The organism is Orenia sp. (assembly GCF_055140805.1).
In genome coordinates, this window is sequence record NZ_JBSQYM010000109.1 from 1 (window position 1) to 16,597 (window position 16,597).

General features: G+C 30.6%; 16 protein-coding genes. 3 read left to right on the plus strand and 13 right to left on the minus strand.

The features are described from left to right. Positions 1-117: 117 nt before the first annotated feature. The gene (locus ACTCDL_RS10935) at positions 118-1,299 is read left to right on the plus strand and encodes an MBL fold metallo-hydrolase (protein WP_463176518.1); all 1,182 of its coding nucleotides are present in this window, start codon (positions 118-120) and stop codon (positions 1,297-1,299) included. 10 nt (positions 1,300-1,309) lie between these two features. Continuing rightward, positions 1,310-1,501, plus strand: coding sequence for a DUF3006 domain-containing protein (locus ACTCDL_RS10940; RefSeq protein WP_463176519.1), 192 nt, complete (start codon positions 1,310-1,312; stop codon positions 1,499-1,501). 36 nt (positions 1,502-1,537) lie between these two features. Here ACTCDL_RS10940 and trhA read toward each other — a convergent pair whose 3' ends face one another. After that, positions 1,538-2,179 carry a PAQR family membrane homeostasis protein TrhA gene (trhA, locus tag ACTCDL_RS10945; protein ID WP_463176520.1) on the minus strand — a complete coding sequence of 214 codons (642 nt, stop codon included), beginning with the start codon at positions 2,177-2,179 and terminating at the stop codon, positions 1,538-1,540. 37 nt (positions 2,180-2,216) lie between these two features. Beyond that, the gene (locus ACTCDL_RS10950; protein WP_463176522.1) at positions 2,217-3,002 is read right to left on the minus strand and encodes an SAM-dependent methyltransferase; all 786 of its coding nucleotides are present in this window, start codon (positions 3,000-3,002) and stop codon (positions 2,217-2,219) included. A 325-nt stretch (positions 3,003-3,327) separates the two neighbouring features. Between ACTCDL_RS10950 and msrA the strand changes: the two genes are divergently transcribed. Further along, positions 3,328-3,798 carry a peptide-methionine (S)-S-oxide reductase MsrA gene (gene msrA / locus ACTCDL_RS10955; protein WP_463176525.1) on the plus strand — a complete coding sequence of 157 codons (471 nt, stop codon included), beginning with the start codon at positions 3,328-3,330 and terminating at the stop codon, positions 3,796-3,798. Between the two features lie 261 nt (positions 3,799-4,059). On the opposite strand, the gene ACTCDL_RS10960 is transcribed toward msrA, so the two are convergent. From ACTCDL_RS10960 to ACTCDL_RS11010, 11 genes are all read right to left on the minus strand, one after another. Beyond that, positions 4,060-4,338, minus strand: coding sequence for a hypothetical protein (locus ACTCDL_RS10960; protein ID WP_463176526.1), 279 nt, complete (start codon positions 4,336-4,338; stop codon positions 4,060-4,062). A gap of 588 nt (positions 4,339-4,926) precedes the next feature. Beyond that, positions 4,927-5,115 (minus strand): hypothetical protein, encoded by a 189-nt coding sequence (locus ACTCDL_RS10965; protein WP_463176528.1) that lies wholly within the window; start codon positions 5,113-5,115, stop codon positions 4,927-4,929. A 460-nt stretch (positions 5,116-5,575) separates the two neighbouring features. Beyond that, complete coding sequence (locus ACTCDL_RS10970) at positions 5,576-7,261, minus strand: DUF3369 domain-containing protein (RefSeq protein ID WP_463176529.1); 1,686 nt, start codon at positions 7,259-7,261, stop codon at positions 5,576-5,578. Further along, positions 7,254-9,689 (minus strand): PAS domain-containing sensor histidine kinase, encoded by a 2,436-nt coding sequence (locus ACTCDL_RS10975; protein ID WP_463176530.1) that lies wholly within the window; start codon positions 9,687-9,689, stop codon positions 7,254-7,256. The genes ACTCDL_RS10970 and ACTCDL_RS10975 overlap by 8 nt, the downstream gene beginning before the upstream one ends. A 309-nt stretch (positions 9,690-9,998) precedes the next feature. Beyond that, positions 9,999-10,250 (minus strand): HPr family phosphocarrier protein, encoded by a 252-nt coding sequence (locus ACTCDL_RS10980; RefSeq protein ID WP_463176531.1) that lies wholly within the window; start codon positions 10,248-10,250, stop codon positions 9,999-10,001. 68 nt (positions 10,251-10,318) lie between these two features. Next, on the minus strand, positions 10,319-10,804 hold the full coding sequence (locus tag ACTCDL_RS10985) for a PTS sugar transporter subunit IIA (protein WP_463176532.1): 486 nt from the start codon (positions 10,802-10,804) through the stop codon (positions 10,319-10,321). A gap of 112 nt (positions 10,805-10,916) precedes the next feature. After that, positions 10,917-11,801, minus strand: a complete 885-nt coding sequence (gene glcT / locus ACTCDL_RS10990; RefSeq protein WP_463176533.1) for a glucose PTS transporter transcription antiterminator GlcT — start codon at positions 11,799-11,801, stop codon at positions 10,917-10,919. Between the two features lie 390 nt (positions 11,802-12,191). Beyond that, positions 12,192-13,652, minus strand: a complete 1,461-nt coding sequence (gene ptsG / locus ACTCDL_RS10995) for a glucose-specific PTS transporter subunit IIBC (protein WP_463176534.1) — start codon at positions 13,650-13,652, stop codon at positions 12,192-12,194. Positions 13,653-14,253: 601 nt separating this feature from the next. After that, the gene (locus tag ACTCDL_RS11000; RefSeq protein WP_463176536.1) at positions 14,254-14,793 is read right to left on the minus strand and encodes a stage V sporulation T C-terminal domain-containing protein; all 540 of its coding nucleotides are present in this window, start codon (positions 14,791-14,793) and stop codon (positions 14,254-14,256) included. Positions 14,794-15,712: 919 nt separating this feature from the next. Continuing rightward, on the minus strand, positions 15,713-15,946 hold the full coding sequence (locus ACTCDL_RS11005) for a hypothetical protein (RefSeq protein ID WP_463176537.1): 234 nt from the start codon (positions 15,944-15,946) through the stop codon (positions 15,713-15,715). Positions 15,947-16,107: 161 nt separating this feature from the next. After that, the gene (locus tag ACTCDL_RS11010; RefSeq protein ID WP_463176538.1) at positions 16,108-16,356 is read right to left on the minus strand and encodes a hypothetical protein; all 249 of its coding nucleotides are present in this window, start codon (positions 16,354-16,356) and stop codon (positions 16,108-16,110) included. Positions 16,357-16,597 lie beyond the last annotated feature (241 nt).

Sequence of the window (16,597 nt, forward strand, 5' to 3'; positions counted from 1 at the left end):
GATGTGTATAAGAGACAGTGAGATAATATTCTTAATTTATAAGGATATTTTATTTAAATCTATATAGGCAAGTCAAACAATTTATTAAATCTATTCAACTAAAAGGAGGTATAATAAATGAAACTAAAAAAGAAGTATTTAACAATAGTTTTAACTCTATTTATTCAAATTATATTTAATTTAAATAGTACAGCTCTAACAGCAGAATTATTAAGAGTAGATTTCATTGATGTAGGGCAAGCAGATTCTATCTTAATTCAATTGCCCAACAGCAAAAATATGTTAATAGATGGGGGCAATAACTCAGATGGAGATCTGCTAGTAAAATACTTAATGAAAGAAAATATCAATAAGATAGATTACTTAATCGCTACCCACCCCCATGAAGACCATATTGGTGGACTAGATGATGTAGTCAATCATTTTGAAATAGCAAAGGTATATATGCCTAAAATCACCCATAGTTCTAAGACCTTTAGAGATTTATTAATTGCTATTAAACATAAGGGATTGAAAATCTCAGTTGCAAAGGCAGGAGTAACTTTAATTGACAAAGATGGTTTATTGGTAAGAATAATCGCCCCAATTAAAAAAGATTATAAAGATTTAAATAACTATTCTGCCATAGTTAAAATTGATTTTAAAGATACTTCTTTTCTTTTTACAGGTGATGCTGAAAGAGAAGTAGAGCAGGAGTTGATTGTAAATAAAGTTGATTTAAGTGCTGATTTATTGAAGGTAGGTCATCATGGAAGCAACTCCTCTACTACCTTTAAATTTTTAAAGAGGGTCAACCCCAAATACGGAGTAATAAGTGTTGGTAAAGATAATAAATATGGTCATCCTACCAAATATACTTTAAATAAACTTAGTAAAGCAGATGTAGAGATATATAGAACCGACCAGTTAGGAACAATTATTGCTATTAGTGATGGAGAAAAAATTACCTTTAATCACAAAGCACCCTCTATCTCTACTACAAAAACCTCAAATAATAAAATCCCACTTACAATAAGTAAACTAAACCTAAAGGATGAAATTGTACTTATCACCAATAATGATAGTGAAGATATCAATATCTCCAAATGGAAGTTACTTAGTTTAAGGGGAAAGCAGGAATTTATCTTTCCTCAAGGAACTATTATCAAAGCAGGAGAATCTCTAAAAATAGTAAGTGGTAGAAATGCTAGCAAAGCTAAAGGGCAGATCATATGGACTAAAAGCTATATTTGGAATAACAACGGAGATGCTGCTCAGCTTTATGATTTAAAAGGAAACTTGATAGCAGAGTATTATTAGGAGGTGCTTAATGCTAATCATTGACCGTTTTGAAGGTGATTGTGCTGTAATTGAAATGGGAACTAAAACTTTTAACTTACCACAAGAAGCTCTACCCAAAGCTGCTAAAGAGGGTGATGTACTTGAAATTATAATTAATAAAGAAGCTAAAGAGGATTTAAAAGATGAAATTGATGAGCTGGTAGATGAATTGTTTGAATAAAAAATACAGGGAATGATCTTACATTCCCTGTATTTTTTATTCAGGTAGTAAGAATAATATAGTAAAGAAATGGCAGGTACTACCTGCTAACACAAATAGATGCCAGATAGCATGATGATACTTCATCTTACGCCACACATAAAATATAGAACCTATTGTATATAATCCCCCACCAACAATCAAAAATATCAGACTCTTTATTGTCATCGCTAATAATAAAGGCTTAATTGCAAAGACAATTATCCAACCCATCACTATATATAGAACTGTTGAGAATACCACAAATTTCTTAACCCAAAATATCTTAAATATAATTCCAATAATCGCAATTGCCCAAACCACTCCAAAAATAGTCCAACCTAATGCTCCTTTTAAAGCAATCAAGGTCAATGGTGTATAAGTTCCAGCTATCAATAAATATATAGCAGAATGGTCAAAAATTTCAAAGATATCCTTGGTCTTTCCTTTAGGAAAACTATGGTATAAAGTTGATGAGAGGTAAAGAATAATTAAAGTAGAGCCATAGATACTAAAGCTGACTATATGCCAGACATTTCCTGAAGTATTTGCCAAAACAACTAATATAACTAAAGCTGCAATAGCTAATCCTAATCCAATACCATGCAAGATAGCATTTGTAATCTCTTCACCTTTACTAAAATTCTCTATATTATCCATGCTATTCTCCTTTTTAATTTACTTAGCTTAAAGCATCCTACCTGCTCAGCTTCTCTAAGAGCAGATACATTACCATATCCTTTTGCACATCAAAGGGTAACTCTAACTTAGGATAAAAATCATCATCATGACCATAAACTTTTAAATTCCTTAGCCCATATTTATTACTTATCCCTCTTAATTCAGGTATGGTATAAGCACGATAATAGCGCGTATTTATCCTTTGATACTTTCCTGTAATATTATCAATAGCAATGATATTATCGACTACTGCCCCCCGCTTAACATCAAAACTAGTCTCCCTAATAAAGGTGTTATCGCCGTCTACTTCAGCATCCCTACCTTGATTGAAGGCCATATAGTATGGGTTATAGCTCTGTAATAATAATTTTCCTCCTGGCTTTAATGCTTTGGCTCCCCTTCTAATTATATCTTCATTCTCACTATCAGTAAATATTCCAAAGGAACCATCTAAGATAATCACCCCATTATATAAAGAATCATCATCAAGGGTCAACATATCTTGGCAACGAAGTTCTAAACTTAAACCCCTCTTCTCTGCTTCTACCTGAGCCATCTCCAATAAGCTCTTAGAGTAATCTACTCCTGTTACTTGGTAGCCTCGCTCAGCTAATAAAATACTATGGCGACCATTGCCACAACCTAAATCCAGCACTTTATCTCCTACTTTTAAGTCTAATGTTCTCTCAATAAACTCTATCTCTTTCTTGGCTGAAGCAAAATCTATATAATGATAATCATAGCCTAATTTTTGCATCTGCTCATAAGCCTCAGCCCACCACTCTGTCCTATCTTCTTTCATTATAAAACCCCTCTCCAACTATAAATACTTAATCCCATTATACAACTATCATTAACTAATATTCAAGTTATTAATTCCATCTCTTTAGTATCAGAAAATTTGTTCTTTGGTAGTTGGGGTTAGATGGTTACCACCCAACCACCTACCTCCTAATACCCAAAAGGATAATCCTTGATAAATTTCTCTACTATGAATAATATCTTTGCCAACAGTAATAATACCTCTAAAACCGTAACTAGATTAAATCAATGATCATTGATTTAATCTTAAAAAAATTATATAATAGTTAAAAATAATTACTAATACCAACTAAGGAGATGATAAGATGGAAAAAGCTACTTTTGCTGCAGGTTGTTTTTGGGGGGTACAAGCCCTATTTGATAAGATAGACGGTGTAAACTCTACTACTGTAGGTTATATTGGAGGAGAGACCGATAACCCTACATATGAAGACGTCTGTACAGATCAGACTGGTCATGCTGAAGCAATAGAGATAATCTTTGACCCAAGTAAGGTCACTTATGAAGAGTTATTGGAGATATTCTGGAATAACCATAATCCTACAACTCTCAATCGCCAAGGTCTTGATATAGGTACCCAATACCGTTCAGTTATCTTTTATCATAACAAAGAACAAGAAAAAGTTGCAAAGAAAGCAAAAGAAGCCCTAGCTAATAGTGATAAGTATCCAAAGCCAATAGTTACTGAAATAGTAGCTGCAACTACCTTCTACCCCGCTGAGAAATATCACCAAAAGTACTTAGAGAAACGAGGACAGAGCAGTTGTGGAATCTAATCTAAATAAGAGGTCTAGCTTATAAGCTAGACCTCTTATTTTTTACTATCTACTTATTAACTTTAACTATAGCTAATTTCCTTAACAATCATCCATAACAAGAATCTCTAAACCTGATCTCTTTTATGAAAAAAATAATATATAATTGTAACTAAATTTTTTCAATACTAAAAACCTAAACCACCTTTAATAGAGCTGATTTAGGCATAATCTATTACAAATTTTTGTTAATTTTAATTATATAATTACTTTTTATAGTCTTTACTGATAATTGTTCTTATATTCGTTTTCATTCTTAGCCCATCTAGAAAGGCTCTGCCAAAACCCTATAGCTGGAAAGACCATCAAGGCAATAGCAAAATCCCTTAATGATTTCAGTAAAGATAAATCTGCTCCACTTACTACATCTATTAAAAAAGTTACCACTGTGTAAGCTATAGTAGTAATAAAACCCCATCCAATTATTCCATGGATTAAGATATATTTAGTCTTTCCTTTCTCTCTAATTTTGCCCCAACGAGCTTTCTCTTTTTCATTCATATTCTCCCCCCTTACAAGTAAGTAAAATTTATAATAATTTAATGTCTTTTTATCTCTTCTGATAGTCAGTCCCAGACTCAATCAATTATCTATAGATCTCCAAATTTAATTTTATAGTGCCTTTATATTTTGGGTTTTAGCTCGTCACTCATTACTTGTTACCCATCCTACGAGTTATTTGAACTCTTTGTGATGGAAAAATACCCAAACAAATTTTTCCTATCCACTGTAATCCAATTTTACTATAATTTCAATCACATTCTAAAGTTGGAGACTATACTATCTTTAACTTCTTTATTTTAATATAAAATCCTTTTTTTAATCATTACCTGAATTAAATAAAAAATCCCAACACAACCCTAGAGTTTGTTTGGGACTAAATAACCTACTTAGCCTTTTCAACAGCACATTTTGCTTCTGCTTGATGACGACAGTCAATGGAATGATACTCTTGAACCAACTTTTTTATATCTGCACAGTTATCTGCACTATATCCTCTTACAAGTTAATATTCTCCAATTAAGCAACTTCCCATCAAAAAATAAAAAAAGCCAATAATATTCTATTCCCAAGTATTTAATTGACCCACTAAATTTGTATTTTCCTATAAACCCCTGGACTGATTTCTCTATAAATATCTACATCTTCACCATTACTCTTATATTCTATAACAAATTGCTGAGCCAATTGTACAAACTCTACAGGACTAATTCCCAAATCCTTAGCTGCTGTAGAAAGCAACATCTCTACTGCATCCTTCTTCATTTCTTGGTCCATTACTCTCCCCCCTCTTATATATCAAGCTTACCCCTTTTTTGATTAATTATTACCTTATAACCAAAAATTATGATAAAATAAATCAGAAGACAGATAATAAATTGGACAATATATCATCTTTGAGGTCATTAAATCCTCTGGCAATAATTTAGACAATTCTTAAAGAATCAATATTTCTTAGTAAAATTGCTTCTGCTATGATTACAAATTTAATCATCAATATTTAAATGCAAAGTATATATAATTATATGTCTAAAGTAGCCCAAATGTGTTATTATACAGAGATATTGTGACACTTTCGTGTCAGGAACCAGTCTATTTTACTGATAACTGGTTCCTGACTCCTGATTCCTAAAAATACAGCAATATATCCATTAAACTTCAGATTAAATTAAAATATCTATACACCATAATTAAAAATATAAACATAAAAAAAGTTATAGGAAATCCCATAACTTTTTTACTTCAGCTTATCTGGATATTTTTTCTTAATCTCTAAAATTTCATCTAAATTTTCAAAAAAGACATCAACAATCTTAGGGTCAAAGTGTCTTCCCCTCTCTTTTTTTATCAGTTCTAAGACTCGCTCCATCTGCCAAGAATCTTTATATACTCTCTTATGACTTAAAGCATCAAAGACATCAATCAACCCCACAATTCTAGCAAAAATATGAATCTCTTCCCCCTTTAAACCAACAGGGTATCCTGTACCATTCCAACGTTCATGATGTTGATAAGCAATAATTGCAGCAGCTTGCAAAATCTTTCTCTTCGAACTCTTCAAAATATCATAGCCAAACTCAGTATGTCGCTTCATTACCCGATATTCCTCTTCAGTCAATGCCTCAGACTTCTTCAAAATAGCATCAGAGATACCTATCTTTCCAATATCATGCATATAACTGGCTAATTTAAAAGTATCAAGCATATCAGTATCTAAACCTAACTTTTTCCCCAAAAGACAAGAGTATTCTGCAACCCTTCTAACATGCTGAGCAGTCTCTTTAGACTTGGTTTCAGTCATCTCACTTAAAATCAATATTATCTCTTTTTGAGTCTTTATAATCTCTTGATTCATCAAAACATGATCAAAGGCAGCTATAATGTTTGTTGAAAATATCTCTAATAAATTTTTATCAAACTCATTAAACTCTTCTTCACCTTTTAAATAAATGATATTCTCTGTACCCTTATTCGATTTAAAATAAGCAATATATTCATTAGCAAAAAAACAATTCTCTCTCTCCTGCCTAGCTTGATTTAACCTCTGATATGTCTTATCAGAAACTACCTCTTTGACTGGCTTATTAACATAAGCACAATATCTCTCAATTCCTCCTAAAAGGTAGAATTGATCACCATCATTCTCAGCTATGAAACCTGAAGCAGATAGAAAATTATTCTCTTTCTCTAATAAAGCTGATAATTGAAATAAAGCTGAAGAGATAAATTCCTCTAAGGGTCTCTTTAATAATTCTGGTCTGAATAAAGTAGCTGAAGATTTAATTATCTTTTGTAATCCCCTCTTACTTCTACGAATATTATGTAAATCTTTATAAGAACGAAATGCAGTAATAATAGCGGTATATAACTTTTGAGAAGTAAGCTCTGTCTTCTCTTTATAATCATTAATATCATAGTTTTTAATAACTTCTCTCTCTGGAGCTTGTCCTGGTTGTCCAGTACGTAATATAATTCTAACTAAATCATTTCCCAAATTTTCTCTAATATACTTAGCTACCTTTAGACCAGAATCATCACCTTCCATTACAACATCTAATAATATCACTGCTATATCTGATTTTTCTTCCATTATCTTTTTAGCTTCGCTACCTGAATAAGCACTAATAAACTCTATCTTCTTACCTTCAAAATTAACATTCTGTAGAACCATCTTAGTCATCTTATGTACCTGTTGTTCATCATCAACAATTAATAACTTCCATCCTCCCCTAAAACCAGATTGATTCTCTTTAGTCTTGGAAGATAACAGGACTCCTTCCAGCTTATCTTCTATATCAGGTGCAAAAAAGATTTCATTATCATTGGCTAGACCTTGATTAACTCTTTGACCAAATATGGCTCTTTTCTGGGACTTTTTAAGCTCTTTGTTAGGTTTAAAGACTATATATTCTTCTTTATCCATCACCCATAACCCCCTTAGGTATCTCAATTGTAAAGATAGTTCCAATTTGACTAGAGCTTTCGCACCTAATCTTTCCTCCCAGAGCACTGGTTACTAGATTATATACTAGGTTCAATCCTAGACCAGTTCCCCCTTGTCCACGTTTAGTTGTAAAGAAGGGCTCAAAAATTTTTTTAATATGCTCTTTAGGAATACCTTTTCCATCATCCCTATACTTTAACTCAATTAACTTCTTATCCTCTCTTACCTCTATACTTATCTCACCACATTCCCCATCTTCAAAAGCATGCCTTAAAGAGTTGATAGTCAAATTGGTAATAATCTGTGAAATAGCTCCAGGATAAGTATATACCTTAATAGCATCACTACATTTCATCTTAATAGTATGGTTGCTCTTCTTTAATCTAGGCTTTAAGCTGATCAAAATATCGATTAGATATTCTTTCAGCTCAATCTCTCTCTTCTTATTATTTGTTTGATCTACAGCTACTTGCTTAAACTTACTTATCAATTCAGAAGCATTCTCTAAGTTTTTTAAAACCATTTCTGTAGATTCAAGGGTCGATCCTAAATATTCCTCTAGATTATTTTTTGTCATTTGCTTACTATTGTATAACCTGATAATTTCTTGAGTCATTTCTGCTAAATATGAAGCCACCGTTACTCCTATTCCAAGTGGAGTATTTATCTCATGGGCTACTCCTGCTACTAATCTACCTAAAGCAGCCATCTTCTCTGATTGCATAAGTCTCTTTTGAACCTCATCTAACTCTTTTTGCCTTCTCTTTCGCTCAGTAATATCCCGAGCAAAGACTACATAGATTGGTTGATCTAAACTACTTACAAAAGTAGCACTTATCTCTAACTCTACGACATTTCCATCTTTAGATCTATATTTACTTTCAAACCTATCTTTCTTCTTATCTTTAATCTCAATAAGATGGTCTTGAATTTCTTCTTTACTTCTGCTAAAATCTAAATCACTAATATTCATCTTCATAACCTCAATTAAGGAGTATTCAAATAAATCTATAAAGGCTTCATTAACCTCTAATATATCTCCTTGACCATCCATTACCCAAAAGGCATCTATTGAAGTCTGTAAGATAGTATTAGTTCTATTTCCTTGTTCCCTTAACTCATCTAAAAAATCTTTATTCTCTTGATAAGCCTTCTCTAACTCCCTTTGTCTTATCTTGCGTTCAGTAATATCACGAGCAAAAACTACATAGATGGGTTCATCTAAACTGTCTACGAAGTTAGCACTTATCTCTAATTCTACAATACTACCATCTTTACATCTATACTTACTCTCAAAGCTACTCTTCTCTTTATTTTTTATATCAATAAGATAACCTCTAATCTTATTTTTACTAATATCTAACTGATTGATATTCATACTCATAATTTCAATCAAAGAATATCCAAACAAATCTATAAAGGTTTGATTGACTTCTAATATATCCCCTTGACTATCCATTACCCAAAAAGCATCCATTGAAGTATGTAAAATTGTATTCGTTCTATTGCCTTCTTTACGTAACTTATCTAGAAAAATCTGATTATCCTGATAAGCCTTTTCTAGTTCTCTATGTTTTATCTTACGTTCAGTAATATCACGAGCAAAAACTACAAACATCGGCTCATCTAGACTATCTACAAAGGTAACACTTATCTCTAACTCAATAACCCTACCATCTTTACATCTATATTTACTCTCAAACCTATCCTTCTTCCTAACTCTAATTTCAGCTAAATAAGCTTCCATCTCATCTGCCTTTTTTGTAATATCTAAACTACTAATATTCATACTCATAATTTCAACTAAAGAATATCCAAACAAATCCATAAAAGCCTCATTAACCTCTACTATCTCTCCTTGATTATCCATTACCCAAAAAGCATCCATTGAAGTATGTAAAATTGTATTTATTCGGTTCTTCTGCTTCCGTAACTTATCCAAAAATCTCTGATTCTCCTGATATGCCCTCTGTAACTCCTCTTTTTTTCTCTTTCTTTCTGTAATATCTCGAGCAAAAACCACCAAAAAAGGTGGAACTAAATCATTAATAAAATTAACACTGATCTCTAAATCTACAACGCTGCCATCTTTACAGTTATATTTGGCTTCAAAGCTGTGCCTATCTTCATTTATAACTTTATCTATATAGTCCCTTTCCTGATTATCAGCCTCTAAATCTTTAATATTCAGCCCTAACAATTCTTCTTTAGAATATCCCAAAATTTCAAGAGTTGCATTATTAACCTCCAAAATTACTCCTTTACTATCCATGATCCAAAAAGCATCAATAGAGACCTGTAGAATTCTACTCATCCATTTAGGACTATTATTTAATTTATCTATAAAATCATCTACAATTATGCCAGACTGATTTAAGTTACTATCATTATTAATTTGAGTATCCATAGTACAACTCCCTTCGCTTAATTTAAACTTCTACCCAAAGCCATTATGTATAATTTAAACATTTAAATCATTTCCTATATTGATAACCAAAAATAACTATTATCTATATATTACTACAATTACACTTATAACCCTTTATTTTTAGTACCTTTAATCTATAAAAATACATCTGATATGATTTTTCACTATTGAAAAGGTTAGCCTAATCATTAAGTCCTGCTGAAATAAATGAATTATTATAAGTTACAATTTAGAATTATTAGAATGGCTCTTTTTAGAACAAAAATTAACTAAAAATTTTTAGCAAGCTTAGCTTCTTCTAATAAAAATAAAAGGGTTTACTTCTGTTACAGAAGTAAACCCTTTTATTTTAATAGTAACCTCTGTACTCTTGCTCACCCCTAAACTCATAATTCCCATAATACTCTTAGCATTTACTTCTTGACCATCTTTACCTAAGCTAATATCAGATTTAAATCCATTTGCCTTTTGTACAATTAATGAAGCAGGTCTAGCATGAATACCAGTATCATTTTTAATTACTACTTTCTTCTCTACCATGATTATCCCTCCTATATAATAACTAGTTAATAATAAATAACTAAAATTCTAACACTTTTTACTAAGTATTACTTCATCTCTGCCTTTAGTATCTTATCAGAACCTGCTACTACTTGACCATCAGCTAAAACCGAAAAGTCTTTGATAGCATCCATATTTGTAATTAGAACTGGTGTAATAATAGAAGTTGCATTCTCCTTAATATAATCTAAATCAAATTCAATTAACTTATCACCAGGTTTTACTTTAGCTCCTGTTTCAACAAATTTCTTGAAACCTTCTCCTTTTAATTCAACAGTATTAATTCCAATATGCATTAAGATTTCAACACCAGATTTAGCTTCAATACCTACAGCATGCATCGTAGGGAAGATTTGCTTAATAGTTCCTTCTACTGGAGATAATAATACTCCTTCAGTAGGTTCAATTGCTAATCCATCACCAACCATTTTTTGTGAAAATACTTCATCTGGTACCTCAGATATATCCAATACCTTTCCAGTCAATGGTGCTAATAACTCAACAGCTTTATTCTTCTTAAATAATCCTAACATAAATAACAGCTCCTTTTCTAATATACTTATAAAGTTATTTTAGTTTTTTAATACTCTTAAGCCTTAATTAGCAAACATGCTAATTAAACTAAATAATAATATTATTCAGTTTTTAATTTAAATTTTTCTTTAATCTCTCTAAATGCATAGCTAAATATCCTTTTTCATCATCTGGTACTACTACATCCAATCTTTTATAAATCAAATCAGATAGCTCTTCAGCAATTTGATATGATTTCTTCAAATCATCTCTAATCTTCTCCAATAAAGGATTTTGATTAATTTTATTGGTCTCTATTCTTTCTAATGCAAATCTCAAATGAGTAACTAACCTTGCATAATTTAAACTTTCATGGGAAATAGCAATCCCTAATCTATCTTCTATAAAATCAATCATCTCTTTAATTAAAGAGGTGTATTTTACAGCTCTAGAAACACCCTGTTTAGTCCTAGCACCATGTATGTGAAGAGTAATAAAACCAACCTCTCCCTCTGGGATAGGAATACCAGAACGCTCTTCAATCATCTTAACAGCCTTTTTAGCCAACCTATACTCCTCATTGTATAGAGTTTTAGTTTCTGGCAAGAATGGATTGCTGATCTCCATTCCCTCTTTAATTCTCTTAAGAGCAAAAGCAATATGGTCTGTTAAAGCTATATGAATGTGTTTATCTAACTCTTCATTTAATTCTTTACTAACCATTGCTATTATCTCGGTAGTCAGACCTATAATTTCTTCATTAACAGTCTTTACCAATTGATTGTATTGCTCTTTCTTCTCATCATTTGCTGGAATAAATTCTTTATCTATATTAAGAGAGTCACTTTTAATTATATCTCCTGCCCTTTTAGCAAAGCCCAATCCTTTTCCTACCAAAATTACCTCTTTTGAGCTACTATTTACCTTATCTTCTTGAGTAACTAAGACTACATTATTATTAAAGACCTTTTTTATTTGATAATCTTGACTAGAATTTACTTTCATTAAATTTGACATTTCAATTTTCCTCCTCTTGACAAAGAAGAACTTTTTAGTATAATCAATCTACTTTAATTTATTATGTAGAAAAATCAATTTCTATATATAACTATATTATACCTTTATCATCTACCACATTATACATTTTATAAACAAATCAGTCAATTATCTAATCCAATTTTTTTAAAAATTTTGCTTAAATAACTTTACATTCTACTCAAAAATTATCAATAAGCTAAACATAGATATCTAAAACTAAAATAAAAATTATAATACTTTAAATTTTACCTTAAATTAGACTACTATAATTAGCTACAATTTAAAATAGTAAGAAGTTATTGGTCTAAGACCAATAACTTCTCCAATCAAGTATGGATATTTATTAACAATGGAGTTTAAAGTTAAATCTTACAATAACTTTTTAATTTCATCTTTAATAGTTTCAGATTTTGGACCAAATATTGCTTGAACAGCCCCTCCACCTGGCTTCATTACACCAGAAGCTCCTATTTGTTTCAATTTTTCATCATTTACTTTAGAAGGATCAACAGTAGATACTCTTAAACGAGTAATACATGCATCAATATCTTCAATATTTTCAGCTCCACCTAATGCCTCTAAAATAGATTCGGCTCTATTACTTCCTGCTTCTGCTACGGAACCTTCAGTTTCTTCTTCTCTACCAGGAGTCTTTAAATCCCATTTTCTGATAGCAAAGCGGAATCCAAAGTAATAGATTACAGCAAGTACTAATCCAACTACAATAGCTAGCCACCATTTAGTCATGCCTGGTAACACACCAAAGGAAATAAAGTCAATAAGTCCACCAGAGAAGGTCATACCAATTCTAACACCTAACATGTTCATCAACATAAAAGATAATCCTGCAAATAAACAGTGAATTCCATATAATACTGGTGCCACAAATAAGAATGAAAATTCAATTGGCTCTGTAATACCAGTTAAGAAAGATGTTAACGCAGCAGAAAATAAGATACCTCCAACCACTTTCTTTCTAGAAGGCTTAGCTTCATGATACATAGCCAATGCTGCTGCTGGTAATCCAAACATCATGAATGGGAATTTACCAGTCATAAACTTACCTGCTCCTTGATAAGTTGCAGAACTAAAGTTAGCAACATGATCTTTTAACATAGCAAACCAAATAGCTTGGTCACCTTGTACTACATTACCTGCTTTAGTAGTATACTCTCCAAATTGGAACCAGAACGGAGAATAGAAGATATGATGCAAACCAAATGGAATTAGTGATCTTTCAATTACACCAAAAATAAATGTGGAAATATTTGTATTAGCTCCATTAGCTAAATAAGATAACTTTGCTAATCCAATTCCAACTGGTTTCCAAATTGTAGGCATAATTAAACCAACAATAAATGCAACTACCGCTGTTGCAATAGGTACGAATCTCTTTCCTGCAAAGAAACCTAAAAAGTCAGGTAACTCAATATTATAAAATTTCTTATACATCAGTGCAGCAATAATACCTGCAATCAAACCACCAAATACACCTGTTTGTAGTGTTGGAATACCTAAAACATTTGCATATGCCGGGCTAGTTCCTACCAAGTCTGGAGTTACACCAGCCACTAAGCCCATTGTAACGTTCATAATTAAAATAGCAACAACTGCTGCCAAACCTGCTACTCCATCTCCACCAGCAAGACCTATAGCAGCACCTACTGCAAATAATAGTGGTAAATTAGCAAAAACAATATTACCTGCCTGTGACATCAATGGTAAATTAAACTTGGTACCAAAGGCCAAGAATAGTCCTGCAGCTGGTAAAATAGCTACTGGAGTCATTAAAGCTTTACCTATTTTTTGTAATTGTTTGAATGCTTTCATTAATAAGAATCCTCCTTTTGTTGTTTGAAATATTTAACCTCTTTCATAGATTAAAACATTAGCTTTAACAAAGGATCCCTTATCGATACTTATGTTCTTATACCTTCATAGATTAAACCTAATCAATATTAAATTGTGAAAGCGTTAAAATTTTGTTACTAAAATTTAATACTTTGTGTTAGCTAACACATCAAAACTTTTCTCTTCCATGCTTTTTTCAAGGGAAATTAACAATGTACCGTTATTAATATAATGCCTAATTCATAACTTTCAATTAGTACTTTGTTGTTATTAATAAATTCCCAAAAATAATATTATATATTCTTTTAATATTAAAATATATATTGTATAAAGAAAAAAGCTAGAAAGAAATATAAACTCCCTATTAAATTAACAGAAGTTCATATTACTTCCTAGCTAATGCCTGCTTATATCAGTTACACGCCAGTTTTTATTATTCAACTTTAATTAAATTATACATTTTTCATCCTAACTTGTCAACATGATTTTTAAATTATTTTATAAATTAATTTTTAATTATGTTATCTAGGTATTATTAACTAAATAAATATAAGTAAGCGCATAATGCGCTTACTTATATTTATAGTCCTAATTTCTTACTAATTACTTTAGCTGTCACTTCACTAGCTTTGGCTTCAAAATCACCTAATTTTTTATCTTGAGATGATAAGATAACAGCACCTAAAATATCACCCTGCTTAATAATTGGTGAAATAAGTACTGATCCTAATTTATCCTCTTTACTTCTAAAGTTAGCACAAAGATCTTGATCTTGAGCATTATCTAAATTTATAGTTTTACGGGATTTCATTGCTTCTTTTACTTTATTACCTACTAAACGCTCATTATATTCTCCTAAATCTGACGAAGTGTCTATAATCTTATCTGTATCAGATATCATTACATTACACCCCGTTGTTTCTAGCAGAGTATCTATATAACCTTCTAAATTACTTAACTCCCTTACTGGACTGTATTTTTTTAAAATTACAGTATCATTTTGATCAACATAAATCTCTAGTGTATTACCATTGTCAATCTTCATCTCAGTCCTGATTTCTTTTGGTATTACAACTCTACCTAGATTGTCAATTTTACGGACTATTCCTGTTGCTCTCATTATTGTTACACCTCCTAGTGGTTTCTCGTAAATAGTATATTACTTTTATTTCAATTTTATGCTAAAGTAGATATATTTATTAAATTTGAATAAAGTTAATTAAAATGTAATTTGCTTTTTCTTGATAAAAGTAAATTAAATTTTGCTTTTCTTTCTAACTCTTCTCAAATAACTTATTTGCTGATTTTTCCAAATTTAACTTGTTTCTAAATTAATATAAATTGAAGCTCTTAATCAATCCCACCAAGTATAACTCAATGAAGTAGTTAGCTCTGTTAGCAATTTTAAGCTCAATGATGAACTCTATGATTAAAATTATAATTAGATTTAAAATTCAGACTAAGTAGGTTCAAAATACTCCGATAAATATTCTAATTAAACTTAATCTTAGATTAACAAGTTAAATCTATAAAAATATAGATGTTTTCGCAAAAATCTCTTATGCCTTTAATTATTTTAATTGAGTAAATTAATAGCAAACCCTCCTTCTTGTGGTGATTATTATATTTTTGAATTTCAAAATAATGTTAAATTAATTGGTGTAAAGTATTCTTGTGATAGTTTAGATTTATTACTTTACTTCTTTATTTATATAATTTCCTTATTAATTAATCTTATTCAATATTAACTCAATTATTCAAATTTATTTTTAATATAGGCAAGCATTACTAGTATTTTATCAAGGAAAATGATTTATAATAAATAATACTCACCTTACTTAAGGAGCTGATATGAATAATGGAAAACACTATTAAAAACAATAATCTTATTGAGCAATTTATCGAACAAAAAATAACAATTCAAGAATATCTAAATGCATTATTTGATCAGCTGGAAGTTGATAGTGATTAAAAATGTCATCTTAATCTTACCTAGAATTTAATAATAAAATAAGCCTCTTAAGAGGCTTATTTTATTATTAAATTCTTCTATTCTCTTCTAATTGTGCATCCAATAATTCTCTATCAATAGTACTAAAATCAGGTTTCAAATCTATATAGCCCTTTTTAGCTAGGATTTGACTAACTTCTGCTATACTTTCACGCTTTTCAGAAGGCAAACTATTTACAAACTTCCAGACCTCCCTTTCTGGAGCATTATACCTAAACTTCACTCCACCATACTTTAAAAAATGTTCTACTTCATTAGCCATATTATCCCCCCCTTAAAGATATTCTCCCCAGCAACTAAGTTTTAATTCTAGGTAAAATCTAATCTAATTTTAAAAAATTAGTTAATTAATGGCTAAAGAAAATTTCCATTATAAAACTTTAAGGATAATTGAAGTCATTCTGTTCAAGGGTATAAAATCAATTACAAATCACTTTCCCCTAACTCCTGTTCATAGGCGATATAATACTTCAAATTTCTAATAATAGAATTTATTAACTCTTCATCACTTAAATCCTCTAAAGTACTATCTTGATTAGGATCATTAATATAGCTTAATCCTTCTCCTTCTACAACAGAATTCAATCTATCAACCAAGGCCTCAACTCTAATTTCATTAAAAACATCAGGTGATGACTTAATTTGATTAATAAGTTCCCCTTTGAAATCCATTTCTATCCATCTCCTTTTTCTTTAAATTATATGTACTTAATTTAAATTATGGTATGATTAATAAAAACTAACTAATAATATTATTACCTAAAATAGTCATAACTTATGTATTTTTAAAATAAAAATATTATTTCAACAGTTTCTATATAGAACATGAAAAAGAATTTAAATTAATTTAGCAACGCCCTGAGGTAATTTACCCGAAGAAGTACTCTTGGGGTGCGAATTAATGCGAATCACA

Excerpts from the sequence above, each read along its gene's own strand:
- ACTCDL_RS10940 (WP_463176519.1), top strand. The coding sequence starts at position 1,310 with ATGCTAATCATTGACCGTTTTGAAGGTGATTGTGCTGTAATTGAAATG.
- ptsG (WP_463176534.1), bottom strand. The coding sequence starts at position 13,652 with ATGAAAGCATTCAAACAATTACAAAAAATAGGTAAAGCTTTAATGACT.
- msrA (WP_463176525.1), top strand. The coding sequence starts at position 3,328 with ATGGAAAAAGCTACTTTTGCTGCAGGTTGTTTTTGGGGGGTACAAGCC.
- trhA (WP_463176520.1), bottom strand. The coding sequence starts at position 2,179 with ATGGATAATATAGAGAATTTTAGTAAAGGTGAAGAGATTACAAATGCT.
- ACTCDL_RS11000 (WP_463176536.1), bottom strand. The coding sequence starts at position 14,793 with ATGAGAGCAACAGGAATAGTCCGTAAAATTGACAATCTAGGTAGAGTT.
- glcT (WP_463176533.1), bottom strand. The coding sequence starts at position 11,801 with ATGTCAAATTTAATGAAAGTAAATTCTAGTCAAGATTATCAAATAAAA.
- ACTCDL_RS10935 (WP_463176518.1), top strand. The coding sequence starts at position 118 with ATGAAACTAAAAAAGAAGTATTTAACAATAGTTTTAACTCTATTTATT.
- ACTCDL_RS10950 (WP_463176522.1), bottom strand. The coding sequence starts at position 3,002 with ATGAAAGAAGATAGGACAGAGTGGTGGGCTGAGGCTTATGAGCAGATG.
- ACTCDL_RS10980 (WP_463176531.1), bottom strand. The coding sequence starts at position 10,250 with ATGGTAGAGAAGAAAGTAGTAATTAAAAATGATACTGGTATTCATGCT.
- ACTCDL_RS10975 (WP_463176530.1), bottom strand. The coding sequence starts at position 9,689 with ATGGATACTCAAATTAATAATGATAGTAACTTAAATCAGTCTGGCATA.
- ACTCDL_RS10985 (WP_463176532.1), bottom strand. The coding sequence starts at position 10,804 with ATGTTAGGATTATTTAAGAAGAATAAAGCTGTTGAGTTATTAGCACCA.
- ACTCDL_RS10960 (WP_463176526.1), bottom strand. The coding sequence starts at position 4,338 with ATGAATGAAAAAGAGAAAGCTCGTTGGGGCAAAATTAGAGAGAAAGGA.
- ACTCDL_RS11010 (WP_463176538.1), bottom strand. The coding sequence starts at position 16,356 with ATGGATTTCAAAGGGGAACTTATTAATCAAATTAAGTCATCACCTGAT.
- ACTCDL_RS11005 (WP_463176537.1), bottom strand. The coding sequence starts at position 15,946 with ATGGCTAATGAAGTAGAACATTTTTTAAAGTATGGTGGAGTGAAGTTT.
- ACTCDL_RS10965 (WP_463176528.1), bottom strand. The coding sequence starts at position 5,115 with ATGGACCAAGAAATGAAGAAGGATGCAGTAGAGATGTTGCTTTCTACA.
- ACTCDL_RS10970 (WP_463176529.1), bottom strand. The coding sequence starts at position 7,261 with ATGGATAAAGAAGAATATATAGTCTTTAAACCTAACAAAGAGCTTAAA.